This window comes from Alcanivorax quisquiliarum (assembly GCF_023051175.1).
In the GTDB taxonomy this organism is placed as follows: Bacteria; Pseudomonadota; Gammaproteobacteria; order Pseudomonadales; family Alcanivoracaceae; genus Isoalcanivorax; species Isoalcanivorax quisquiliarum.
Genome location: NZ_JALKII010000001.1, coordinates 332,373 through 358,492, shown reverse-complemented (window position 1 = coordinate 358,492; position 26,120 = coordinate 332,373). Strand labels below are relative to the sequence as shown.

18 protein-coding genes are annotated in these 26,120 nt (G+C 56.8%); 16 read left to right on the top strand and 2 right to left on the bottom strand.

The window, feature by feature from the left end; genetic code table 11:
- Nucleotides 1-23 precede the first annotated feature (23 nt).
- The 16 genes from MU846_RS01650 to MU846_RS01575 all read left to right on the top strand — a co-directional run bounded on the left by MU846_RS01650 (nt 24) and on the right by MU846_RS01575 (nt 24,436).
- Nucleotides 24-1,682, top strand: a complete 1,659-nt coding sequence (locus tag MU846_RS01650) for an OmpP1/FadL family transporter (RefSeq protein ID WP_246947605.1) — start codon at nt 24-26, stop codon at nt 1,680-1,682.
- The gene (locus tag MU846_RS01645; protein ID WP_246947603.1) at nt 1,682-2,569 is read left to right on the top strand and encodes a hypothetical protein; all 888 of its coding nucleotides are present in this window, start codon (nt 1,682-1,684) and stop codon (nt 2,567-2,569) included. Before MU846_RS01650 ends, MU846_RS01645 begins: the two co-directional genes overlap by 1 nt.
- Before the next feature lie 95 nt (nt 2,570-2,664).
- Nucleotides 2,665-4,671 (top strand): hypothetical protein, encoded by a 2,007-nt coding sequence (locus tag MU846_RS01640; protein ID WP_246947598.1) that lies wholly within the window; start codon nt 2,665-2,667, stop codon nt 4,669-4,671.
- Nucleotides 4,672-4,758: 87 nt separating this feature from the next.
- Nucleotides 4,759-5,484, top strand: a complete 726-nt coding sequence (locus tag MU846_RS01635) for a GntR family transcriptional regulator (protein ID WP_246947596.1) — start codon at nt 4,759-4,761, stop codon at nt 5,482-5,484.
- Nucleotides 5,485-5,642: 158 nt separating this feature from the next.
- Complete coding sequence (gene prpB / locus MU846_RS01630; RefSeq protein WP_246947594.1) at nt 5,643-6,530, top strand: methylisocitrate lyase; 888 nt, start codon at nt 5,643-5,645, stop codon at nt 6,528-6,530.
- Between the two features lie 337 nt (nt 6,531-6,867).
- The gene (gene prpC, locus MU846_RS01625) at nt 6,868-7,995 is read left to right on the top strand and encodes a bifunctional 2-methylcitrate synthase/citrate synthase (protein WP_246947592.1); all 1,128 of its coding nucleotides are present in this window, start codon (nt 6,868-6,870) and stop codon (nt 7,993-7,995) included.
- A gap of 552 nt (nt 7,996-8,547) precedes the next feature.
- Nucleotides 8,548-11,139, top strand: coding sequence for a Fe/S-dependent 2-methylisocitrate dehydratase AcnD (gene acnD / locus MU846_RS01620; RefSeq protein ID WP_246947590.1), 2,592 nt, complete (start codon nt 8,548-8,550; stop codon nt 11,137-11,139).
- 248 nt (nt 11,140-11,387) lie between these two features.
- A complete protein-coding gene (gene prpF / locus MU846_RS01615) occupies nt 11,388-12,569 on the top strand; it encodes a 2-methylaconitate cis-trans isomerase PrpF (protein WP_246947588.1) in 1,182 nt (393 codons plus the stop codon).
- A 389-nt stretch (nt 12,570-12,958) separates the two neighbouring features.
- Complete coding sequence (locus MU846_RS01610) at nt 12,959-14,461, top strand: bifunctional 2-methylcitrate dehydratase/aconitate hydratase (RefSeq protein ID WP_246948263.1); 1,503 nt, start codon at nt 12,959-12,961, stop codon at nt 14,459-14,461.
- A gap of 229 nt (nt 14,462-14,690) precedes the next feature.
- On the top strand, nt 14,691-15,041 hold the full coding sequence (locus tag MU846_RS01605; protein WP_246947585.1) for a GIY-YIG nuclease family protein: 351 nt from the start codon (nt 14,691-14,693) through the stop codon (nt 15,039-15,041).
- Between the two features lie 307 nt (nt 15,042-15,348).
- Complete coding sequence (locus MU846_RS01600; protein ID WP_246947583.1) at nt 15,349-16,563, top strand: hypothetical protein; 1,215 nt, start codon at nt 15,349-15,351, stop codon at nt 16,561-16,563.
- A complete protein-coding gene (locus MU846_RS01595; RefSeq protein ID WP_246947581.1) occupies nt 16,560-17,288 on the top strand; it encodes a hypothetical protein in 729 nt (242 codons plus the stop codon). Before MU846_RS01600 ends, MU846_RS01595 begins: the two co-directional genes overlap by 4 nt.
- Nucleotides 17,289-17,290: 2 nt before the next feature.
- On the top strand, nt 17,291-19,624 hold the full coding sequence (locus MU846_RS01590) for a DUF6160 family protein (protein WP_246947580.1): 2,334 nt from the start codon (nt 17,291-17,293) through the stop codon (nt 19,622-19,624).
- Nucleotides 19,621-21,174 (top strand): hypothetical protein, encoded by a 1,554-nt coding sequence (locus MU846_RS01585; RefSeq protein ID WP_246947578.1) that lies wholly within the window; start codon nt 19,621-19,623, stop codon nt 21,172-21,174. The genes MU846_RS01590 and MU846_RS01585 overlap by 4 nt, the downstream gene beginning before the upstream one ends.
- A gap of 27 nt (nt 21,175-21,201) precedes the next feature.
- Nucleotides 21,202-22,839 carry a hypothetical protein gene (locus MU846_RS01580; RefSeq protein ID WP_246947576.1) on the top strand — a complete coding sequence of 546 codons (1,638 nt, stop codon included), beginning with the start codon at nt 21,202-21,204 and terminating at the stop codon, nt 22,837-22,839.
- A complete protein-coding gene (locus MU846_RS01575; protein ID WP_246947574.1) occupies nt 22,829-24,436 on the top strand; it encodes a hypothetical protein in 1,608 nt (535 codons plus the stop codon). The genes MU846_RS01580 and MU846_RS01575 overlap by 11 nt, the downstream gene beginning before the upstream one ends.
- Here MU846_RS01575 and MU846_RS01570 read toward each other — a convergent pair.
- Entirely contained in the window at nt 24,417-25,238 is an 822-nt protein-coding gene (locus tag MU846_RS01570; RefSeq protein WP_246947572.1) for a hypothetical protein, read from the bottom strand. The genes MU846_RS01575 and MU846_RS01570 overlap by 20 nt on opposite strands.
- Nucleotides 25,235-26,086 (bottom strand): NAD-dependent epimerase/dehydratase family protein, encoded by an 852-nt coding sequence (locus tag MU846_RS01565; protein ID WP_246947563.1) that lies wholly within the window; start codon nt 26,084-26,086, stop codon nt 25,235-25,237. The genes MU846_RS01570 and MU846_RS01565 overlap by 4 nt, the downstream gene beginning before the upstream one ends.
- Between the last annotated feature and the right edge of the window lie 34 nt (nt 26,087-26,120).

The following is a 26,120-nucleotide window of genomic DNA, read 5'->3' as shown; positions in this document are numbered from 1 at the left end:
CGGCCAGAGGGGGGCTGATGTCCATGAGCAGTAGATTTGCGAAGCTCGGCCTGGCGCTGGGGCTGATGTTCGCCAGTTTCACCGCGAGCGCACAGCTGGCGACCAACCTGGGCATTGATGTGCGAGCCATGAGCATGGCGCATGCGGTGACCGCGGACCCGCCGGGTATCATGTCGATTCACTTCAATCCTGCTGGTCTGGCACGGCTGGAAGGGCGCCGCATGGACCTCCAGTTCCTGGCGGTGGATATGTCCGTTGAATCAAAATTCAGCGCGCCGCCAGGTTATAACGTCTTCGGCTTTTCCGACGACCCGGTGGTGTGCGCCGATACACCCAACGACGGCTCGGATGTGTGCCGCAACTTTCGCAGCAGTACCAGCACCATTGCGGGTGTGTCGCTTTATCTGCCGATCGTGAATGATCTGGTGGATTTGCCGCCGGGGCCACTTGTGGCTGGGCCGATCCCGGCATTCTCGATCAAGCCCCCAGGCTCGAAGTTCACGTTTGCCACGGCGACTTATTTGCCCATGGCCGCAGGTTTTTATCGTGACGATGGCGATCCGGGCAATTTCATGGGCCGCAGGGTGGCACTGAACCGGATCACCTATCTGGCGCCGTCGGTGGGTTATCAGGTCAACGACACGCTCGCCATTGGTGCCTCGATCGGTTTCTCTTATCAGGCTGTTGCCCTGGAAACCGATTTCCGGTCGCCGAATGAATTGCTTGGCTTTGCGCGCATCATCGATGAAAGCCTGTGCGCACCGTTCAAGGGCGAGTCGAATTTTGCGCTGGATATTATCCTGTTCGGTATCTGTCGCCCGAACGAAGGGCTCGGGCCGTTCAAGAGCCTGGCCTCCATGGATGTTGCCATGCATCAGCGTTTCAGCCCGTCGTACAATCTGGGCGTGTTGTGGGAGCCGAACGAGCGCTTTGCGTGGGGTGCGGTGTGGCACGCGCCGACCAAAGTGCATATGCGTGGCCGCTACCGGATCGCTTATTCCAACGCAGCGCGGGAAACGGTAAACGGTATCGGTTCCAGCCCGACGGGTGCCATCGCGCTGGCGGTGCTGGGGGTGCCAAGTTATCTCGCGCCGGAAGATGTGGGGCAGCTGAACATGGATCTGGTTATGCCGGCGCATTTTCAAACTGGCATAAAGTTCAAGCCGACCGAGCGCTTGCAGCTGAATATCGACGCAGTGTGGGTAGATTACAAGGAGTGGGATGCGTTCAACTTCCAGTTTGACGGCACGAACGCGGCGCTGGCATTGGCACGCCTGTTCTCACCAGGCTCTACGCCCACCAGCCTTTATTTTCCACTCGGATATGAATCCACCTGGAACCTTGCCTTCGGTGCCGAATACGCGATGACCGACCGCCTTGCCCTGCGAGCAGGATTCGAGCCGCGTGCCTCGGCGATACCGGATGATCGGCGTGCGCCGCTGGTACCGATCAACAAGGCGCGATATTACAGCCTCGGGCTGGGCTATCGCTGGGACAAGAATACCGAGGTGGATCTTGCTGTGGGTGTGCTGCAGAGCCGGGATGATATTCCGGCGGGCACCAGTTGCGCCGCCAACTGCACCGGCATCAACAACCTGGTCTACAACCCCTATGCGGGCCTGGATATTTCAACCAAGGCGTCGATTACCATGTTCGGCCTGGCTTTTCGTACCCGGTTCTGATGCGTAACGGGATCAGCATCGCGCTGCTGTGCCTGCTGCTGTCTGCCTGCTCGACAGGCGGACAGGGCGGTGGCTTGTACGTCTATATGGACGAGCAGGGCAATCTGGTCACGGGCGAGATACCGGCCGAGCCGGCTAGGCAGCAGCCTGTGCAGCACACGGAGGAATCCGTTGTGGCGCCTGCCATCACGGACGACGAGCTGCTCGCCTACCAGGTGGAAGAAGCTGGCGATCGTGAACCGGTCGAGCACGCGCCACCACGGGATCGAGAAGAGGTGCCGGAACAGGAGCGCTTCGTCACCTACATTGATGGTGACGGGCAGGTAACCCGGCAGCGTGTTGATCTTGCCGCCGAGCGGCGCGCCAACGAGGCGCGGGTGCCGGCCTACGAGCCTATCGAGCCGGCGCTGGACGGCGCTTACCTGGAAACTGTCACTCCCGTGGAGGCAGGCTGTTGCCTGACGCTGCTGGAGGAAGCTCAGGCGTTGCGGCCCGGCAAGGAGCGGCTGCTGCAGTACGCGGACGGGCAGAGCGCCCGTATTTACCTCGGCGGTAGCTGGTTGCCAGCGCGAGTGCTGGCGCTATCGGATGAATTGAGCGGCGTGCGCGTACTGAGTTTCAAACAGCGTGGCCGCTACCTTCACCCCCAGCTGCTGTTGCTCGATGAACAGGGCCAGCCGTTGCTGCAAGTGGATAACGTCTTTACGCGACGCTTCCAGGAAAGCTGGTTGCGCTACGCTTACATTGAGGGAACTCTGCCACGGGAGCCGGGTCAGCGTTACCTGGTCGTCTATCTGGGCTATGCCGAGGGTGGGCTGCCTGGGCTGGTGGGCGAGCCGGACAGCGAGCTGGCGATAGAAGGCAGTGTAGTGGTGAGAGGATATTAAGTGGCGGCAATATGGCGACAGGCCAGGGTTTACCCTGCTTGCCGCGCCGGGTACTGTGCCCAGCCACAGGCGAAATCTAACCGAGAATTTTCGACATGATGAAATTGACCCGTTTCCTTTCCGCCGCTGGCGCCACCGTGCTACTTGCGGTGCTCGCAGGCTGTAATGGCAAGGAAGATTTCTCCAATGTGGATTTGCCGGGCTGCCCGGCAGGGGCGCTGTGTGAGGAGACACCGCGCGGGGATATGCTGGTGGAGTTCGTCGGGCCGCGCTTGCTGAATCTCGGCTACCGCTGTGGCGCCTCCCTCGGGCGCACCTACACCGAGCCCACCGAGGTGGACGGGCGCATAGTGCCGGCCGGGGCTGCAGTATGCCCGGAAAGTGCGACCAGCATCGAGTTCTTCCTGGGCTACGGGGTTTATCTCGGCAACGTGCTGCCGATTGGCCGCGCCGCTTTGCCGCAACTGGCGATTCTCACGACCTTGGGTGAGGATGGCACTGTCTGGGGTGTGCAGCGCCTGTCGCTCGCGGATGTGCTGGAATCGCCACGGCGGCTGCCGGCCACCGATGCACGGATCAGAAACCGCGCCGCGTTGTTGCTGGCGCTGGACAGTGATACCAGCACGGCTGACATCGAACTGCCCGACGTACTGCATGGCGCCGAAGGTATTATCAATCAGCGTTACAATGAACTGGTGCGAGGCAGGTCGCTGGAGGCCACTGATTTTGTCGAGTTCAAAGATGCCTGGAGCCCGCTGCTGGATGCGGTAGGCGAGGAAGTGGGCGGGAATAACGCGCCTTATATCTTTGCCACTGAAAGTGATGTGCTGGCGCGTCTGGCCTATAGCACCGAACTGACTCGCGCCGGCTTCTACGAAGTTGACTACCAGGCGACGATTTTTGACCTGATCAGTACAGACAAGCAGCCCGCTGCAGATCCCCTCGGTACGTTGAGCGGCACCATGTTGGCGTTGCCGACCGGCGAGGTCGTCGGGCTGGCCTCCGTGCTGTTATCCCATGTTCAGGGCGGCAGTGATCCCGCCGAGACCGAGAAGGACATGCTCAGCTTCTCCCGTGATGCGCGCCTGGATGATGAGCTGGTGCTCGAAAATGTGGCGTTGCAAGGGTTGATGAACAATGACGTCACCACGGATATCTCGGTCAGCGGCCGCTTTCTGGGCAATGTTCTTCACCATGGTGTGCCGGGCCAGAACGGTGTCGATTACGCCTTGATGTATCCGACCATGTACTACCGTCCGGTGGCGGATGATTTCGGCCGTATTCTCGGAACCTTCCTCGGCTCGCCTGTGGCCGATCTGCTGCATAAAAAGCCCGACCCGGCGCCCGAGGGCTTGCCGGTGCGGATGGCGCGGGTCGAGCTTGGTGCAACGAGCCTGGACCCCGCAGCGCTCGACGCTGCTGTCGGCTTCTATCAGCTGACACTGCGTCGCGGCTGTACCGACGCGGAAATCGCTGATGATCCCGGTAGCTGCGAGCTGATCGAAGAAAAGAATGAGAAGAACTACAACTACGAAGGCGGCTACGAGATCGAGGCGGGGACAGATACCACAGAGGCTGTCAATTTCACATTCAGCCAAGACACGCCTCGCGGTGGCGGGCTTGATAACGGCGGTGATGCGACAATGTTTCTTGAGATCCGTCAGGTAGGCGGCCATGGGATTGTCTACGCTGGCCGCAACGGTCAATGCCCCACTGGCGATCCACAAAATGATTTCCCGGTCGGTTACATCAGCCGAACCGTCGTGGAGGAAGGTGTAATCGAAAGTGCTGGCGTGATGCTGATGTTGTCGGGGCAGGCTGACGAGCAGGGCGACCTGCGGCATTTCGGCACCGAGATTCAGGGCCGAATCGCGCTGAACGGCACGGGCGAGAATGATCGGCCTATCTATCGCCTCTCTGACGAGCACTTCGCGGATCAGGTAGCAGCCCAGTGGATCGATATCTATATGCCACAGAAATATTACCAGGCGCAGGGTGTCGACAGCGTCGATGAGCTGAGCAACGAGCAGAAGCAGCGCCTGCTGGCCCATGTTCGAGGTTCGGTAGAATGGCAGTATGTCGGAGCGACTTGTCCGCTCTGATTGTCAACAATCCTCTTGAAACTGCCCCTCCGCAGAGGTAAAGTCACGGCCCATAGCTTGTAATTGTCTACAACCGGGCCGTGACCGATGTCTGCACCCCACCAGAATACTGCCGCCGAGCCAAGCCTTGACCTGATCGAGAGCGATGGCCGCACCTTGGCAGATCGGGTGTTCTCCCGGCTCCAGGACGATATCGTGCGCGGCCACCTGCTGCCGGGCACAAAGCTGGGCGAAACCGAGCTTGCCAGCCGCTACGGCGTGAGCCGTGGGCCACTGCGTGAGGCCATTCGTCGCCTCGAATCCCGCAAACTGCTTGAGCGGGTGCCGCATGTGGGCACGCGCGTCGCGTCGCTGTCGCTGCCTGCACTGATCGAAATCTACCATGTGCGCGAAGCGCTGGAAGGCATGGCCGCCCGGCTCGCAGCGCAATTCATGACCGATGCAGAAATCGCCAGCCTGGCCGATCTGCTGGTGCAGCATGAGCAGCAGCAGGATCTCAAGGAAGATGTTGCTTACTTCCAGCGCGAAGGGGATCTGGATTTTCATTACCGGATCATTCAGGGCAGCCATAACGAAACGCTGATCCAGATGCTGATCGGTGGCCTGTATCACATGGTGCGCATGTATCGGTATCAGTTCTCCACCGTGACGAATCGCCCGCAGCGCGCCTTGCGCGAGCATCGCGGCATCGTGGAGGCGCTGGAAGCCCGGGATGGTGAAATGGCCGAATTGCTGATGCGCCGGCATATCAGCCGGGCACGCCAGAATATTGAACAACAGACCACACAGAGCGCTGGTACAGCAGATGGATAGAATTGCCGGCAGGGTTAGGGTGCACAGATGCAAGCACAAACACTGGCTTCGTCTCTCACGCTTGAGAGGGGAGCAGAAGAAACAACCATGTTCTGTTCCTTAGAGGAAAGAACAGCGCACAGCCAAGAGCAACAGAACAGACACAGGAGAAGCAGCACATGACAGCACTCACCGCTGGCGGACGGTTCCGCAAGGCACTCGCGGAGGAACAGCCGCTACAGATCATGGGCACGATCAATGCGTATTGCGCCATGATGGCCGAGCGCGTGGGCTACCGCGCCATTTATTTGTCCGGTGGCGGCGTTGCCAATGCGTCGTACGGGCTGCCGGATCTGGGCATGACCAGCCTCAATGATGTGCTGGAAGATGTGCGCCGCATCAGTGGTGCCACGGAAGTGCCGCTGCTGGTGGATATCGATACCGGCTGGGGCGGCGCGTTCAATATCGGCCGCACAGTGAAAGAGATGATCCGCGCCGGTGCAGGCGCCGTGCACCTGGAAGACCAGGTGGCGCAGAAGCGCTGCGGGCATCGCCCCAACAAGGAGATTGTCAGCAAAGATGAAATGGTCGATCGCGTGAAGGCTGCGGCTGATGCCCGTTTTGATGCCGACTTTTTCATTATTGCGCGTACCGATTCTTTCCAGAAAGAAGGGTTGGAAGCGGCCATCGAGCGTGCACGGGCCTGCCTTGAAGCGGGCGCTGACGGTATTTTTGCCGAGGCCGTTCATACCCTGGATGACTACCGGGCCTTTTCCGACGGGATCGGCGGCGCGCCGCTGCTGGCCAACATCACCGAGTTCGGTGCTACACCGCTGTTCAGCCGCGAGGAGCTGGCCGGGGCAGGCGCAAATATGGTGTTGTACCCGTTGTCTGCGTTTCGCGCCATGAACAAGGCTGCGCTCGCGGTGTATGAGGCGATTCGCAAGGATGGCCACCAGAAGGGCGTGGTCGATACCATGCAGACACGCATGGAGCTGTACGACTTCCTCGGCTACCACGAGTACGAGCAAAAGCTGGATGAACTGTTCAGCCAGGGCAAAGCCTGACGCCGCGCCTCTGCCGGTGAAGTTGCCGCGCAGAGAGCGTGGAGTAGTGTCCTGCCTCTGCTTGCCAGAGAAAAGATGCGTTTGGCAAGACGATGTCAGCCCCGTTGGGTTGGCATGACACGACGGAAAAGGTTTTTCAGCTTCTTCGCTTTCGCTGTATCTGAAACGGGAGCTGTTGGGTTTCTTTACCCTCTCCCATTCAGGAGAGGGCAGGGAGAAGGAGGCAGCGCCGATAATATGCTGCGCGGCAGCGCTTTCGGCCTGGGGCATCTTTTCCCAACCCCCTCCTGTCACGGGAGCGGGCCTAAAAATCCGGGATTATTGAAGGAGAACAAGCATGGCAGAAGCAAAGCAACTCAGTGGTGCCGGCCTGCGCGGCCAGGTCGCGGGCAAGACAGCGTTGTCCACCGTCGGCCAATCCGGTTCCGGGCTGACCTATCGTGGTTATGATGTACAGGATCTGGCTGAGAACTGTCAGTTTGAAGAGGTGGCTTACCTGATCCTGAAAGGCAAGCTGCCGACTCAGGCTGAGCTGGACAGCTACAAGGCACGCCTGAAAAGCATGCGTGGACTGCCACAGGCATTGAAAGAAGTACTGGAGCGCCTGCCCAGGGAAGCACATCCGATGGACGTGATGCGCACTGGTTGCTCGGTGCTCGGCAACCTGGAAACAGAAACCGATTTCAGCCAACAAGGTGACGCAGCGGACCGTCTGCTGGCGTCGTTCCCGTCGATGATCTGCTACTGGTACCGCTATAGCCATGATGGCGTGCGCATTGATGTGGAAACCGACGATGATTCCATCGGCGCCCATTTCCTGCATCTGCTGCGCGGCGAGAAGCCCAATGCTTTGCACGAGCAGGTCATGAACGTGTCGCTGATCCTGTATGCCGAGCACGAGTTCAACGCCTCGACCTTCACCGCCCGCGTTTGCGCCTCCACGCTTTCGGATCTGCACAGCTGCATCACGGGTGCGATCGGCTCGTTGCGCGGCCCGCTGCACGGCGGCGCCAACGAAGCGGCAATGGATATGATCGAAAAGTTCCGCGACCCGGATCATGCCGAGCAGGAAATGCTGGGCATGCTGGCACGCAAGGAAAAGATCATGGGCTTCGGCCACGCCATCTACCGTGAATCCGATCCCCGTAACGCGATCATCAAGCAGTGGTCGGAGAAGCTTGCCGCAGACGTAGGCGATACCGTGCTCTACCCGGTGTCGGTACGATGTGAAGAGGTGATGTGGCGCGAGAAGAAACTGTTCTGTAACGCCGATTTCTTCCATGCTTCTGCTTATCACTTCATGGGTATTCCGACCAAGCTGTTCACGCCGATTTTCGTGATGAGCCGGCTGACTGGCTGGGCTGCGCATGTGTTCGAGCAACGCGCGGACAACCGTATTATCCGCCCGAGCGCGGAGTATGTTGGCGAGGCACCGCGCAAGGTAACGGCAATCGAGCAGCGCTGAGCTTTCCCCCCTCTCCCCAACCCCTCTCCCACAAGGGGAGAGGGGCTAGAAAGAAAGGGGGCTTGTTAAGGTTTCCAACGTGTGGAGGGTGGTTTGTCGCAAGCTTTCCACTGCACAGAACTCCTCTCTGACAGAGGGGGAATGAGGTGATGGTTCGTTGAGGTTTTTTCATGCGGGAAAGAGGTGCCATTTGACCTCCTCTCTCCCCAGCCCCTTATTCGCTACGCTCACCCTTCGAACCAGCCTACGGCTGTTCTGCGCTTCGCTCGTCCCAAAAAAGGGGAGAGCTGGCATCATTCCTGCTCCCCTCTCCCCTTGTGGGAGAGGGGTTGGGGGAGAGGGGAAGGCCGCGCCTCGGAGTGTCCGCTGGCTCAAGACAGACTTGCCTGTCTTGCCGCGTTTTTCAGGCGCCAGTGAAGTTGTTAAATAGTGAAATCGTTGAACAGTGCTCCGCCAGAACGGTGCCAGGCTGCAACAAAGCCGCACCGGTCGGCGCGAGGCCAAAAAGTTGAACGGGTAACCCCGGTAACGCTACTCAGGTGACCACGACCCATGAATACTGAATATCGCAAATCACTGCCCGGCACGCAGCTGGATTACTTCGATGCCCGTGAGGCTGTCGATGCCATCCAGCCGGGTGCGTATGACAAGCTGCCGTACACCTCCCGAATCCTTGCCGAGCAACTGGTGCGCCGCTGCGCACCGGCAGCACTGACCGATTCGCTCAAGCAGCTGATCGAGCGTAAGCGTGATCTGGATTTCCCGTGGTATCCCGCCCGTGTAGTGTGCCACGACATTCTCGGCCAGACGGCGCTGGTGGATCTGGCGGGCTTGCGCGATGCAATCGCGGAGCAGGGCGGCGATCCTTCCAAGGTCAATCCGGTGGTGCCGACACAGCTCATCGTCGATCATTCGCTGGCCGTCGAACACGCCGGTTTTGAAGAAAACGCGTTCGAGAAAAACCGTGCGGTGGAAGAACGCCGCAACGAAGATCGCTTCCACTTCATCAACTGGACCAAAACCGCGTTTGATAACGTCGATGTGATCCCGCCTGGCAATGGCATCATGCATCAGATCAATCTGGAGAAGATGTCGCCGGTGGTACAGGTAGCGGACGGTGTTGCCTACCCGGATACATGTGTAGGCACCGATAGCCACACCCCCATGGTGGATGCGCTTGGTGTGATTTCCGTGGGTGTAGGCGGCCTGGAAGCTGAAAACGTCATGCTCGGCAACCCTTCCATGATGCGCCTGCCCGATATCGTCGGCGTCGAGTTGGTCGGGAAGCTCAAGCCGGGCATCACTGGCACAGACCTGGTGCTGGCGTTGACGGAATTCCTGCGTCGCGAGCGGGTAGTGGGCGCCTATCTGGAATTTTACGGCGAAGGTGCCGACGCGCTGACGGTTGGTGATCGCGCCACGATCTCCAACATGACCCCGGAATATGGCGCCACGGCCGCGATGTTCTTTATCGATGGCCAGACGATCGATTACCTCAAGCTGACCGGGCGCGACGATGAGCAGGTCGCTCTGGTAGAGAAGTTCGCCAAGCATACCGGCCTGTGGGCAGACAGCCTGAAAACAGCGGAGTACGAACGCGTGCTCCGGTTTGATATGTCTACCGTGGAGCGTAATCTGGCCGGGCCTTCCAATCCACATGCCCTGCTGCCGGTGTCGGAGCTGACGGAACGTGGCATCGCCAAGCCCTGGGAAGAACAGGAAGGCCTGATGCCGGATGGTGCCGTCATCATCGCTGCTATCACCAGCTGCACCAACACCAGCAACCCGCGCAACATGATTGCGGCGGGCCTGATTGCGCGGAACGCCAACAAGCTTGGCTTGCTGCGCAAGCCCTGGGTAAAAACCTCGCTGGCGCCTGGCTCAAAAACAGTGAAGATGTATCTGGAGGAGGCTGATCTGTTGCCCGAGCTACAACAGCTTGGTTTTGATGTAGTGGCCTTTGCCTGTACCACCTGCAACGGCATGAGCGGCGCGCTCGACCCGGCTATTCAGCAAGAGATCATCGAGCGGGATCTCTACGCCACAGCAGTGCTGTCGGGCAACCGCAACTTTGATGGGCGCATTCATCCTTATGCAAAGCAGGCATTCCTGGCCTCGCCACCGCTGGTAGTGGCGTACGCTATCGCCGGCACTATCCGTTTCGATATCGAGAAGGACGTGCTGGGCCACGATGCCAATGGTCAGCCCGTGACGTTGAAAGACATCTGGCCGAGCGATGAAGAAATCGACGCCATCGTCAAGGCCTCGGTGAAGCCGGAGCAATTCCGCCAGACTTATATTCCGATGTTCGAGAAAAAAGGGGACGACAAGAAGGCTACCAGCCCGCTGTACGACTGGCGCCCGATGTCCACCTATATCCGCCGGCCGCCATACTGGGAAGGCAGCATGGCCGCGCAGCGAGCGCTGAAAAACATGCGCCCCCTGGCAGTGCTGCCGGACAACATCACCACCGATCACCTGTCGCCCTCCAACGCGATTCTGCCGGATAGCGCAGCGGGTGAATACCTCGCCAAAATGGGCTTGCCGGAGGAGGATTTCAACTCCTACGCCACCCACCGGGGCGACCACCTGACCGCCCAGCGTGCCACCCTGGCCAACCCGAAACTGTTCAATGAAATGGTTCGGGATGAACAGGGCAAAGTGATCCAGGGTTCGCTGGCGCGGGTAGAGCCGGAAGGTGAAGTCATGCGCATGTGGGAGGCCATCGAAACCTACATGGAGCGCAAGCAGCCACTGATCATCATTGCCGGCGCAGATTACGGGCAAGGCTCATCTCGTGACTGGGCTGCAAAAGGGGTGGCTCTGGCCGGTGTTGAAGCAATCGTGGCCGAGGGCTTCGAGCGCATCCACCGCACCAACCTGATTGGTATGGGTGTAATGCCGCTACAGTTCGAAGAGGGCACGACCCGCAAGACGCTAGCCATTGATGGTACCGAGGTGTTCGATGTGGAAGGTGAGCCAGCACCGGGCGCAACACTGACACTGGTGATACGTCGTCAGAACGGTGATGTGGAGCGCGTGCCCGTTATTTGCCGCCTGGATACAGCGGAAGAAGTGTCGGTGTATGCCGCTGGCGGTATCTTGCAAAAATTCGCCAAGGAGTTCATGGCAGAAGCCGGTTAACGGCGGACCAAGCAGGCACAGCGGCGCCGCCTGAATGCAGCTGACGGAATATCAGCGCATGCAGGCGGCATTCTTGCCGAAGTTTGCAACCGCTTCTAGCCTCTATCCTCTTGGTAAGGCATGTGCTGCGCAGAACAGCCGAAGGGTGAGCGTAGCGCATAAGGGATCAGGGCGAGAAGGCGGGGAGAGACCAGGAAGAACAGGCTTGTTTTCACCATCCACCAGAATTGTCATCAAGGAACACAACCATGCCGCAGCACGCGCCACAAATCAGGATTCCCGCCACCTATATGCGTGGCGGCACCAGCAAAGGTGTGTTTTTCAGCCTGACCGATCTGCCTCCGGCAGCCCAGCAGCCCGGGCCGGCACGCGATCAGTTGTTGCTACGCGTGATCGGCAGCCCCGATCCTTACGGCAAGCACACTGATGGCATGGGCGGGGCGACCTCCAGCACCAGCAAGACAGTCATTCTCTCGCGAAGCAGCCGCCCGGAGCATGATGTGGATTATCTGTTCGGGCAGGTGTCCATCGACAAGCCCTTCATCGACTGGAGCGGAAACTGCGGCAATCTCACCGCAGCGGTGGGCGCGTTCGCGATCAGTAATGGGCTGGTCGACAAGACACGCATTCCGGATGACGGCATCTGCACGGTGCGCATCTGGCAAGCCAATATCGAAAAAACCATTATTGCGCACGTGCCCATCACGCAAGGCGCAGTGCAGGAAACCGGCGACTTCGAGCTGGATGGCGTTACCTTCCCCGCTGCGGAAGTGCAGATCGAATTCATGGACCCGGCCGACGGCGAGGGCGCCATTTTCCCCACGGGAAATCTGGTGGACGAGCTGGAGGTTCCTGGTGTGGGGGTGCTGGCCGCGACATTGATCAATGCCGGGATCCCGACCATTTTCGTCAATGCCGAAGCACTGGGCTATAAAGGTACGGAGCTTCAGGATGACATCAACAGCGATGCAAAAGCGCTGGCGATGTTCGAGACGATTCGGGCTTACGGCGCGGTGCGCATGGGCCTGATCCGGAATATAGAGGAAGCAGCCAGCCGCCAGCACACACCAAAAATTGCTATTGTGGCGCCGCCGGCTGCGTACACCGCGTCCAGCGGCAAGGCGGTCGAAGCGGCAGATGTGGATCTGCTGGTGCGGGCGCTGTCGATGGGCAAATTGCACCATGCCATGATGGGCACCGCAGCGGTGGCGATCGGCACCGCCGCAGCCATTCCCGGCACACTGGTCAATCAGGCCGCCGGCGGGGGCGAGCGCACCTCCGTGCGTTTCGGCCATCCATCCGGCACGCTGCGCGTGGGGGCCGCCGCCCAGCAGGCGGGCAATGATTGGGCGGTGACCAAAGCGGTGATGAGCCGTAGTGCGCGGGTGTTGATGGAAGGCTGGGTGCGCGTGCCGGGCGATGCTTTTTAGATAGTTGCCTTTTTACATATCCCCGAGGCGGGCTTTTCTTCAGAAAACGACTGCGCCTCGGTGACGGTGCGGACATGCATTCCCGGGGGAGCACTCTCGGAGCATTCTCGAAAGATGCATTCAGGGCACTCTTGACGGCTCGGTGCTGAGAACCCCGAGAGCCTTGATGAGAGATGTGACCGAAGCAGCGCCGACGGGCGAAAATGTGCTGCAAAGTCGTGCGGTGCGAGAATGACGTGAGGCGATGCATAACCCCGCGATCGGGATGCGCAGCCTGATTTTAGTTGTGCTAGGGTAAATCTCTGGCGGCGATGCCGCCCGGGAACCCCCGGACTTTGCGGCATCGTGCTGGTCCCATCCACCACGGAAGGAGCCTGCCCGTGTCCGAGATGCCCGCTTCGGCAGCCAATGCCGATCTGAACACCCGTCCCGATTACGACCAGCCCATTCAGGATATTGTCGATTACGTTCTTGATTACCGTGTGACCTCGGCAGAGGCGCTGGCCACTGCACGGTATTGCCTCATGGACTCGCTCGGCTGCGCCGTGCTGGCGCTGACCTTCCCCGACTGCGTCAAACACCTCGGGCCGCTGGTGGAGGGCACCATTGTGCCTGATGGTGTGCGCGTGCCGGGCACACCGTATCGTCTCGACCCGGTCAAGGCAGCCTGGGATATCGGCTGCACTATCCGCTGGCTGGATTACAACGATACCTGGCTCGCCGCCGAATGGGGGCATCCCTCCGACAACCTCGGCGCCATTCTCGCTGTGGCGGATCATCTCTCGCAAAAGAACCAGCGGCAGGGCAGGCCGCCCCTGACCATGCGCGATGTGCTGGAGGCAATGGTCAAGGCTCACGAGATACAGGGCGTGCTCGCACTGGAAAACAGCTTCAACCGGGTGGGCCTCTGCCATGTGCTGCTGGTGCGTGTGGCATCCACCGCCGTGGCGGCACAGCTGATGGGTGGCACCCGTGAGCAGATCATGGCAGCCGTTTCCCATGCCTGGGTGGATGGCTCGGCGTTGCGTACTTATCGTCATGCACCGAATGCAGGCTCGCGCAAATCCTGGGCAGCCGGTGATGCCAGCAGCCGGGGCGTACGGCTTGCCGATATCGCCCTGCGGGATGAAATGGGTATCCCCGGCGCGCTGACCGCAGCCCAGTGGGGCTTTTATGATGTGGCTTTCAGTCATACCTGCAAGGATCTTGCGCTCAAGCCGGAATCGGAACGGCAGTTCCGCTTTCCGCGGGCGTACGGCAGCTATGTCATGGAAAATATTCTCTTCAAGATCGCATTTCCAGCGGAGTTTCATGCGCAGACCGCTTGTGAAGCGGCCATGATATTGCATCCCCTGGTGGCGCCCCGGCTCAACGATATCCTGCGTATCGAGCTGACCACACACGAATCGGCCATCTGCATCATTTCCAAGACCGGGCCATTGGCGAATCCGGCCGACCGGGATCACTGCCTGCAATATATGGTGGCTGTGCCGCTGATCTTCGGTGCGCTGGAGGCGGAGCATTACGAAGATGCCTTTCACGCAGCGCAGCCGATGATTGATGTGCTGCGAGACAAGATGCAGGTGCAGGAAGATCGGCAGTATTCCGTTGACTACCTTGATCCCGACAAGCGCGCCATAGCCAATGCGGTGCAGGTTTTTTTCAACGACGGCACGCACACCGAAAAGATCGAGGTGATATATCCTCTGGGGCACCGCCGCCGGCGGGAGGAGGGTATCCCGCTACTGGAAGAAAAGTTTCGCAGGAATCTGCGTACCTGTTTTACGCACGCCCGTAGTGAGCGGATCTGGGCGTTGTGCAACGATCAACAGCGGCTGGAAGCGACCACAGTCTCGGATTTTATGGCGTTGATGGTGATGCCAGGGGGCTGATGGCGCGGTGATTTTTCAATGATATCAATGCCTTGAGATATATTAAAAGTACAGTAAGTGGTCTGCATTCTTCTTGTGGGCTGGCTCACTTCACAGGCAAATGAGGGCAATCTCTTAAGCCTATTGTCAGAGATGTCTGACACGTTTATGCGCGAGCCTCGTACGGCCCAGCGTTGGTAACCTCCCCAGAATAGGCCCTTCGGGTTAGGGGCTATATGGAGGGGTAACAGTGCCAGGAAGCAAGCCGTACTACGTTTACGTGATGACAAACCGCTTTCACACCACCGTGTTCATGGGGATGACGCCGGATCTCGAACGCCGTGTATTGATGCATAAGCTGGGCGCGACCACGAGCTTTCATCATCCAGGGAGCGCCACCAAGCTGATCTACTATGAAGCACTGCGATTTGCCTACCAGGCCATTCAGCGAGAACGGCATCTGCGCACTTTGCCAAAGCGGCTGTTATTCAGCCTGGTGGCATCACACAACCCTTTATGGCGTGATTTGGCGCAGGATCTCGATCTGATGGGAACCGCGCTGGGTAGAGGTGAAGAAGAAGGGCGAGGGCGAGGAAAGTAACGAGCCGGCCGGGTACCTCTCCCGGCCGTTGCTGGCGCCGCGCCGCAACGATCGCGCGTTTGTATGACTATTGTAACCGCCGCTGGTCTGCAGTTGCTGATTTGTGTGAGCGAATGTAGCCTGAGCAGATCAGGAAACCTGCTTTGCGGCAGGTCATGGTATGGGCGGGCAGCCAGGCGAAAGAGGGCGGCCCCACATGCCAATAATAAGAATGAGGCGAAACGTGCGTACCAAAATGGTTCCGGGGTTCCTATCCTGCTGTGCTATGGCCATGGCGCTCTTCAGCCCCGTCGCGGTCCCTGCATCCATGACTCCCCTCGATGAATACGAAATGGCCGGCGTCACCGGGACCGGTTTGGCGTTTGTCATGGATGACTTCAGCATGCGCTGGGCGCCCACCAGTTATATCGAACTGACCGGCGCCACCCCCCATCCCGATGCACAGGCTGCAGGATGGCGGCGCGGTGATGCCCGTTACTACGGTTTGTCCATTACAAATGGTGGTGTCGCCGGTACCGACTGGTACGGTAACGGTTGTAGCGGTAACGCGGCCTTTGGTAACGAGGCACTGGCTTGCCCGCTGGGTACCAATAATAATTACGGTATCACCTCGTTGGCTTCCATATATGACCCCTACGTCATGCGCGCCTACCAGTACAGTGGGCATGACTACACGGGCCAGTACCGCGACGATCCAAGCGGTGCGAATCAGATGCCTACCGTGATGGAATTGATTGGTCCGAGCAATACAGATTACTGGCGCTGGGCCTTCTGGGGCGAATTGGAGATAGACCGGAACAACAATGCGAGCCACGAGGGTGCCTGCAACAACAGCGCCAGTGGATGCAGCGCGGGGGCGAGCTTTCTGCAAAGCCAGACGATTATCCACGGCAAGCCGACGACCCGTGCCGGAGACCCGGCCATCTTGCGCCTGATGCGTACCACCGGGCAGGGTGCGGGCGCAGACACCTTCGGGATTACCTACCAGAGCGCGCTCTCTGGCGACTTTCGCTTCTCTGTGCGGCAAACCGCTGATTCACCGGACCGGCTGCATACTGTGCCGGATTTCGACGACAACGAAGGCATGTACTTCAAAGATGTAGATGCCTTTTTGCCCTTGGGAGTACTCCATTACCAGACCATCAACTTTGATGCTGTGCGTGATGGCTCCGGCAACGCCACGGGCGATTTTGTAATCGAACTGACCCGTATCCCGAATACCCCGGAAATCTACAACCATTTCTATTGTGGGGATATTAACAATAGTGGTGACTGTGCCATGACCAATGGCATTCTGGATAATCCGAACGAAGCAACCCGTGGCTATGTTCACTGGGGTGACTTCACTGGGGTGAATACGGCGACGGGAGCCGGGTTGCCCGCAGCGGATTCCGTCAATAATGGCATCTACTTCGTTGGTGGGAATGTGGGAAATGAGCAGGTGACCAATATCGGCATTTCCCGTATTGAGGGCATGCGTATCCACCACCTCAAGATCACTACTCTCGGGGCTGCGCCATGATGATATTCTGTCGCTTGTTGTCCGTGGTGGTTTGCGTTTTCCCCCTTGGTATACATGCTGCTGGGCTGCAGCCGCTCACTGAGCAGGAAATGGGGGCTGTGACCGGGCAGGAGGGTGTGCTGGTCAGCCTGGAGTACTACTACAACAGCATCCCCCCCCACAAAGGCAGCGGCAATGAAGGCCTGGGCAACACCGACATCGGTGCCGCCCATGCTGATTGTACAGGCTTGGCCAGTCCGAACTGTCGCCTCGGCTTGCAACTGGAAAACCGCACGGACGAGTGGTTGGTATTCAAAAACGGCCATGCCTCGCTGGTCGTAAATCGCTTGAGTCTGGATGCTTCCAGATTGAGTGAGGCATCGTCAGCCTCGGCAATGACAGCGCGCAACTGGAACAAGTTTCGTAATGAAGATGGTGACTGTTTGCTTGGCTCAGGCAACTGTACAGACGCCTACCTGAACGATATGCCCGCGGTTAAAGCTCATTATCCTGGCACCGGCGCAGGCGGTTATGATCCGGTCACAGGTGTCAGCAGCGGCTACAGCGATGTCCGCTTCGGCATGTACTTCGAAGGCTTGGCCGTGGAAAGCAACACGGCGCTGAATGTACAAGATGGCTTTATGCAAAACGCCAATGGCTCCTTCATGGGGGGTAATATCGCCGATAACAACGGCCACCAGGCCATGATTAATTTTGGTGGTAACTTCTACATGTACGGATTCTGATAATGGCGCAACGCAAAACAACAAAAAACGCGGCCACGCTCAGCCTGCTTTGTGGCTTCGCCACCAGCGCCACTGCCTTTGCCATGCAGCCTCTGAATGACAGTGAAATGGCCAGCGTCAGCGGCCGGGACGGCTTGGCCGTCAATATTCAGGCCCCTTCCGGCTGGCATGCTGATGCCCTGGTGCTGGAGACCGACAAAGGGCTTCCCCACGAATCCAGGTTGAGCCTTAACGATATCACTCTCACAGGGGTCAACGCCGATGGTGGTCTTGCCGGCGCCAATGTTGCCGCCGCTACCTTTGAACTGGATATCGGCAGCAACAGTGAAGGCGAGGGCATGCTGGGGGTCTCACTGTACACCGATAACCGCATTCGCTTGCGGACCGACTCGCTTACTATTCCGACCGGCAACAGCACAGACTCCATGGGGACCTGGGCCTTCGATTTTGAAGGTGGCATCGAAATGCAGAACCAGGGCTTGTTCAACATTGATTACGATCAGGCCCGGCTCTATGGCGAAATCAATAACGCGAACCTGTTCTATCGCCAGGGCGGTGACAGCAACGCCTGGCTGGTCATGCGTGATTTCAATCTGAAATGGGAGGTGCCGGAGGGCACTATCGGTATCGATAGCCAGGGCATTGTGCAGCGCACCGGCACCCCGGGCGCCCCGGCTGCCACATTGGCAGAATCCGACCTGATCAACCTGACGCTGGATTTCGAATTCGCCCTGGGTCGTTCCACCGATATAGGTAATCCGGATCAGGAATTCGTGATCCAGGAATACGTTCCCGGTGACCAGGCCGATGAACAAAACACCTACGGCCTGATGCACTTCGGCTGGGACGGCAGCATCCGCGATGCGGAAATCAGATTTATGGCCGGTGGCGCCTGGGCTGATGGCGATGATCCTTACAGCCAGTACAGTCAGGGCCTGCGCTTCAGCTCGCAGTGGGACTACGTCACCAGCGGTGACCCGATGGGTGAAGAGTTTGTCTGGCGGTTGGGTGAAACCGCTACCGTCGGCAGCAGTGATCTCTCCAGCGTGAAATTCGAACTGGGTGATTGGAGGATGTGGGGCGCTCGCACCGCAGCGAAGCCCTCGCCCCATTACTTCCCGTTGATCGCCATCGATGTGGTGAACGACGGCGTTAGTGATATCGCTCCGCATACCCTGGAGTGGCTGTGCCGGGGCACCAGCGATTGCGAAACGGTAGAAATCGGTATCGAACCCAGCGCCGACGGCGCCCTGGCCGTACTGGTGCGCGATGGCCAGTTGCAGGCCTATTCCAACAAGGTGCGGTATCTGGAAACCGATGCCAACGGCACCACTACAATTCGTGAATTCGACTGGGGCCTGATCTATGCCTTGGCCAATCTGGACGCTAATATCTATCTTTACCCGGATGGCGCCGGTGCCGATGCCGGGCTCCGTGCCGACCTGCTGGTCCGCTCACAGACCTTTGATGTCAATGATGCGACCATGCAAGGTAACAATTGGGACCACGGCACCCACCTGATGATTGCCGATACCGAGGCGCAGATGGGCATCGGCTTTATCGACTCCAGCTTTATCGTCGCCGGTAAAGATGTTCGCATTGCCGTGAAGACCGCCGACCGGGACGGGGCAGGGAAAATCACTGATTTCCATTCAGGCGGTCTCGACTTCTACTCCGCCGATGCCCGCTTCAACTACCGCGCCACTTTCGGCGGCGGCCTGCTGCCGGAACATGAGGATTACGGTGATGCCAGCAAACCGCAAACCGTTATCGGTGCCGATCTCGACATGAATCTGGAAGGCATGGTGAACCTGCGCTTTTCTCCGGCTGACCCGAACTCCCCGGCTGGCAGCAACTATCTCGGCTACAGCGGCGCTTTGCGCCTTGAACACGGTGACCGAACCAGCGGCATTATTAACGGTGTTACCACGCTGGAGACCTGTGGGAGCACAGGTCTCCAGAGTTGCGGCACCTACCTGTCCCTGGCGGAACCCAGCCAGCCAGACGCCGCTGTTAAGCTGGCCAACATCCACGGTGATATCGCCTTTGAGAATGGCAAAGTGGATATTATCGGCAGTGGAGAACGAGGCAGTAGCGGCCTTGATGCTAACCCAGCCTTGAAGATCTCCAATGACATTCTGATTGGCGAAGCAGCGAAGTCAGGAACACAAGACTGGAATGCCCGCATGAATGTCAGCGATTTCGGTCGACCGATGATGATCGACAACCTCATGCTAGGTCCCGATAACCTGGGCAGCATTGCCATTCCCTCTGCCCAGATCTACTCCAGCATTACCCTTGAGCCGCAGACTGCGGCGGTTCCCTTTACACCATGAGTGATGTGATGCGCAGGTCAATGACTATTCGAGTTGTCACGGTTACCGCTGGCTGGGATGGGGGGGGGTATTGGAATCCTGCCGCCCTGATCCGGAGTATATTGCCTGGATTATCTGTTTCACAACAGCAGACACTTTTCTCAAACCGGCGGCGTGCAACGCAATCCTTGTCACGGGCCCAGCTTGGCCGCGTTGGTTTGCTACTGTCCGGCTTCATGAGTATTGCTCTTTTGGGCATATTCTCAAGTGTGCCGGCAATGGTTGAGCTGACGGAGAATGAAATGTCAGAGGTATCGGGACAGGCTCTGATGCAAATGGCGAAAACGCCGGGTGAAGTAGGGACAGTTTCCCAGGATATCATGTTCTACAGGGCGGGTTTGAATGCCGCTATGGAAATCAACATGAACATTGAGAAGCTCCAGCTCGGTTGCACAGCAAACGCCATCAATGGCCAGTACTGTGATATCGATATCGATCATCTCAGCCTGAGTGGGGCAAGCTGGGACGAAGGCCGCCCTAATTCATCCGCGCTCCTGACTCGTCCTTTTATTGAGTTTGCTATCGACAATGACGGCACTCCCTTCAGGGAGGTAGTTGGCTTCAGGCTGAGTGCTGAAAATGCGAGTGGCCTGTTGACGATGGGGCATAATGACGGTGCTGGTAATGAAATGGGTATCAATTCATTGAGCGGGTATATGACCACCACACCGGTTTCCGGCACGGCACAGACAGCACCGGCGAATTTTGCCGGGCCGGGCGATCCCTTTCAAACGGAGCTTCTTATTTCCGCGCATATCAATGCAGCATTTGCCGATGGTGATTTGGTTGTCAGAACGAACCCGGCGGAAGGAACGGGTATTAATTTGCCGTCGCTCAGTGTACCGTTCAGCAGTGCGCAGGGGGCTGTTATTAACGGTCGACGGCAAACGTCCACAAGTCTGGATGTGACGGGGACTATTCCACAGATATTTTTCCCCGCATCGTCCAACAGTAACCAAACAACACAGTTGCGTGCCTATATCGAAGACTGCATTGGCTCCGTTTGTGGTTTGACAGGTGGTCCTTACTGGGTATATGCCAATCAGGGCAGTGTGAACGGTTTGCAGCTCGCGGCGACCTTCAATCAGAGCCTTGGCTTCATTCACAAAATCGAGGTTGATAGTCCTTTCTCTCTGTCTTTCCAGTCAGATCCGGTAAAGTGGCCAGGTACGGCTGCTGCGAATGTGGCTCAGCAGGGCTGGTGGATGTCGTTTGAAGATATGGTCGAGCTTGGAGACGTCTCACCGTCTGAACTGGTTGATATTACCCAGTCATTCCCGCAACTCGCCACGGCGCTTCAGAACTATTTCAATGAGAACCCACTGGATCTGGGCTTTGGCCAGGCCTGGACAGGCCTTATGGGGGGCTACATGAACGTGAACATGCCCAACATGCATCTTCAGAACGATGTGCCGGGTGGGACGCCTCCGTTGGGGATGACACTGGAGGATCTTCGTCTTGGAGCACAAGATGTGATCCCCAATTGCTGGGGAGGAGCTCGTTTCTGCTGAGTATTACTGCCTGATATGCGATCTTCTTTGGCGATAAAGATTGGGCGTGATGTAGCGTTCTGCTCATTCTGGTTGCTCGTCTTTCTCTTTTATGCATCTCTTGCCTGGTTGATTAGCGGGGGGACGATTTGGTGGGTTCTTGATCTGATGGAAGGCTATAACGTCTTCTACGGTGATGATGCTTACCGCTTTTTTCTGGCAAGAAGCGCTTTCTCCAGCCCCGAGCTTTACACGTATAATTTTGTCTTGCCTGGCTCTCTGTTTCTGGATGGATTCCTTGCATGGGTTTTATCTGGCGATCTGCTCCTGATGCGTATTGCACACGGAGCGGCCACCACTGCCGCGCTGGTCTGTCTGTGGAAAGCCGGGCGGCATATCCGGATCCCTTCCGGTGTGATGCTGCTGGCACTACTCATTTTAGTGCTGCACCCTCGCTTTTCGTTTACGGCATTGAGTTTTTACGGTGAAGTATGGCTCGGTGCGGCAGTTTGTTTTCTTTTATGGCTGTTTGTGAAGAAGGGACTAGCCGGGGTTGCGGTGGTTTCAGGTCTATTACCGCTATTGCGTCCCGAAGGAATCTTTATCGTTACGGCGCTGGCGATCTACTACTCCAGGGAAGGAATGTGGCGCCTTTTCGCACTGACCCTACTCCCGGGAGGCATATACGCACTTTACCTGCTTTACGCGCTTTATCCGGATATCAGCCTTTACTGGCAATGGAGGGTGGACCTAAGAATCATCCTGAACAAAATTGTTGCGCCCATTGAGGGGCAATGGCTCCATAAAGGTTATTCACTCCTGTTCCTGCTGCCTGCCCTTGCGGGCTTCCTCTATCGCCCGGCAAGAGCACTGTGGCCGATCTTGCTGGGCATGTTGGTCTGGATACTATATCTGTTTGTGCTGGTGCTTCTTGGCTTGGCGGGCTATGAGGAACGTTATGCCTATGGTGCATTACCGGTGTTGGCGTTTTTGTGGGCTTCGTTCTTTGCCTGGTTCATGGGCATACTCAAGCGGACTCGACCGGCCCACTATGTATCAGGCGCTGTGGTGACGGCTGTGGCGCTATTTTCTATTATGGCCCATGTCCAGTTGATATTGCCGCTTAGGCATGCCATTTCCGAACATGGTGTTGGCCAGGCAGTCTCGTGGCTGGCAAGTGGGCAGTTGAACAAGGTGTTTCGCAGCCATGACCCAGGGGTGCTTTCCAGTCGTCAGGAGATGGCAAACAGGATATATGACCTGCTGGATCAGGATAAAGGCATTGATACGCTAGTGATTTATGATGTCTTTCTCTACTACTATCTTGATCCTGATCGATTGCCTCCTGGCCTTGTTGTGGGTTATCCCGCCACCAATAATGTGGCTTTCCAGCTTTTGATGAATGGGCAGGTGTTCATTATTCATGCCGGTGATCGGATGCATCGCTACCTTGATCTCGGTGAACCGGATTTCCGTACCAGTGAACGGCGGGTGCTGTATGTAGACAGGATGCCCCTGAGAGGTTATCCATATACGTGGCACTTCGGCAGCTTGCCGAGCAGCCTCTATCTTTTTTCATATCGAGCATCAAAAACTCCATCACTGGATATTGAGGCGCGCGAACCTGTAACAATCTCCGACATTCGGCGTGCTTTTTCTGACTGGTTTAAATCTGATGAAGGTTAAGCAGCAAATTCCAGCACTTGGGCTTTTGGTTGTTTCTTTTGCTGTAACCGCCTGGCTGCTCCTTCATGCCTACCCGATGGATACGTTTTACCCCTTCGATTTTATAGAAGGAGGACGAATCTTTCATATCGACGACGCCTACCGCTACTACGAAGGGCGGGCGGCTTGGTCAAGTAGTACGCTGTGGAGCTGGGTTTATGTGCTGCCTGTAGATCTCCTTTACAAGGGAGGTATTTCTTTCCTGATGGGGGGAGATATTTCCTTGATGCGCTTGACTGGCGTTGCAGTGAACCTGCTTGGCGCGGCATTTCTTTATCAGGCCTGTCTCTCGATTAAAATCAGCAAGTTCAGTGCGTTACTGTCTTTGACATTGCTGGTCTTTATGCCGCTGTTTGTAGTCGTTGCAATGAGCTTTTTCGGGGAAAGCTTGCTGACGGCGGTGGTTAGTCTGGTGGTGTACTGTTATATCAAGTCACATTGGAAAATGCTGTGCCTGCTGGCTTCCTTGATGCCGCTGATTCAGCCGGAAGGGTTTTTCATGCTATTGCCCTTCTTTCTCTACTTTGTGAAAAGAAGGTTGTGGTGGCATTTCGTTGCCCTTGGCCTGCCAGGTTTCGTGTATTTTTTGTGGCTTCTTTACAGCTATGGGGGAAGGCTGGATGAGTATCTGGCTCTCCATTTTACCATCACAAAACTGTATCCGGCTTTACCTTCGCCAATTTTTGAACGGGGCTGGTTGGCTATTCCTGTTACGCTGAATCCGATATTGGTCCTTTTCTTTCTCCATGGTGTATGGCTTTCCTGGTGGAAGCTCTGGCCGCTATACAGTTCGCTTTTTGTATGGATCGCATTCTATGTGGCTGTGGTCATGCCATTACAGGGTTATGAGCCTCGTTTCCTCACTCCTTGCCTGCCAATTATGGTAGCCGGGGTTGCGGTTTCTCTTGATCGTGTCAGGCAGTTTTCAGCAGGTCCTAAGCTGGTCCCGGCCCTGATCTTGTTTGTGCTGCTTGAGAACTTTGGCCAAGTCGATGCATTCCGGTCAGCGTTCATGGCTGAGCGCCGATGGCCTACCGGCCATCATATTGCGGCCATGCCTACATGGGGCCCGGTGCACTTTGACTCGTCACGATATGGAGCCGACATGGCACGCAGGGTAGAGGCTTTCCTTGATGAAAATGAAGAATTTTCGTGGCTGATCGTTCAAGATCATGATTTCTTTTACTATCTGGACCCGCAGGAGGTGCGACGGGATGTAAGGGTCTGTTTCGCGCCCTTCAGAACGTTGAGCGTTTATATCGCGTTCCAGAACCGGTTTTTCTGCATGTCGCCCGATGCTCCAAGAAGCGGATTCTTCGCTGTGTCTTCCTTGCCTGAAAGCAAGGAGGGGGCGCCCAGGGCGCTGTTCGTGGGAAGTCTCGCTTTGTATGGCCTTCCAGAGGCTTACTCGAACCCTCGATTCAGGGTGTATGAGATTTCTTATACCGAAAGCTCTCCGCCGGAGAGGTTAACCATATTTCCCCGGTTTGGTGATGATCTGGAGCAGTTTCTGCGTATAGGTGAAGATGAGTTGGAGTTTATTTATCCAGATTGGTAAGTATAAATAACCTTATAATAAAAGCGCTCATTATTTGGCCGATGAATATCCGCACAAGCGGCACAACTTTGTAGTGTGATTTGTGCGGCTCGCCAGTTTCAGGAAGCTGGATGGAGTGGATTGCGCTTCTGTTCGTTATATAAGCGTATATCCTCGGATTGATTCTCCCTGCCGGCCTTGCTGTCGCCTCTGAAAGCTGCTTGCCTTGATACATGACCATGGGTGTGTTGGCGTCTTTAATGGTTAGCCTGCCGAAGAAGCAGAAAAGCTTAGTGTAAACATAAGACGCCACTTGTCTCAGGATTCCGCCTTCCTTTCTGTCCGGGCGCGAAAAATGGATGATACGATTGCCTTTTTCAAGTCTGCTCATGGCTGGTTCGATGTGTCTCAGACTTCGATGCATATCAGGATCAATCACTACCTCAGCTTCATGCTTGGGGGAAAGTAGTGAACCAAGAACAAGAGCCTTTTGCTGCGTGAGGATTCCTTTATAGCGAATAAGGTGAATGTTCAGGTGTTTTCTGTAAAGGTCGGGTTTTTCCTGAACAGGCCAGAACTTGAGATCTTCCATTATAGTGACGTGATAATCAATTCGTGACTGGCCAGCTATTCGGTCGGCGGTATCAAGCAGTTTGAGGATGTTTCTTCCGTTTGGGTCGGTTGTTGTAATGATATTGATCGACAGGTCGCATGATGTGCCTCCTCCCTTCCTGGCCGGGAAGTGTTGTACCTCGACCTCGGGCCAGTTCCAACTTGCCGGAATCAGGGCAAAGTAATCTGCTATACGGTTTATTATTCTCATCCTGGTATCCAGTTTGTCCTTATTGCCTTCTCTTGATTGATCTCAAATCTTTCAAACAATGATCTGTAAAGCTCGCTTCTTCCCATGAGGGTCATTGGGATTTTCATCATGAAGGCGGGAAGCGGGAGAAGCCGGAGATGATGCCCGCCCGTTTCGCAGGCGCATCGCCTGAGGATATCCGGAAAGGCCATGGAGACTTTGTCAGAAACGAGGTATGTTTGATTCTCCGCCATTTTACATGTCAGAGAGTGAAGAATGAAGGCAATGAGATTTTCAATCGAAATATAACTTCGCTTTTCTGCCTTGTGGGCGTACGGAAAAATGACGCCATTCTTAATCGAGCTCTTAAGCTTCCCGAAGTTTCCGGGAGCGTCTGGCCCGTATACAGGAGGAGGCCGGATGATAGTGTAGGTGGTTGTGCTACCTTTGATGGCGTCTTTCAGAGCCATCTCCCCCAGTAACTTTGACTCAGCGTAGTACGAATTGGGGCGAAGAGAGCTTTCTTCGTTGACCGGTTCGCTGGCGTGGGTTCCATGCACATAGGCCGTGCTGAGGTATATGACTCTCTTAATGCTCGTTTTAACAGCGAGTTTGGCCAGCTCCTTTGTGAGCAAATGATTTGCTTGGTAAAGTTTCTCTGGAGAGTAGTTGTGAGTGTCATGGGCAATGGCTGCGGTGTGAATCACGATATCCTGACTCTTGAGCACGTCTTCAACCGTTTGGGAAGGCCGTCCGGACATGATTAGATGGCGCCAATCTAGCCGCGTTACTATATTCTGGCTTTTGGAAAGATGGCGGGTGAGGTGGCTGCCAATGAAACCGCTTCCCCCGGTGATGGCTACGTTCATTGTTCCAATCTTTGGGTAGATGTTATTGCTATTT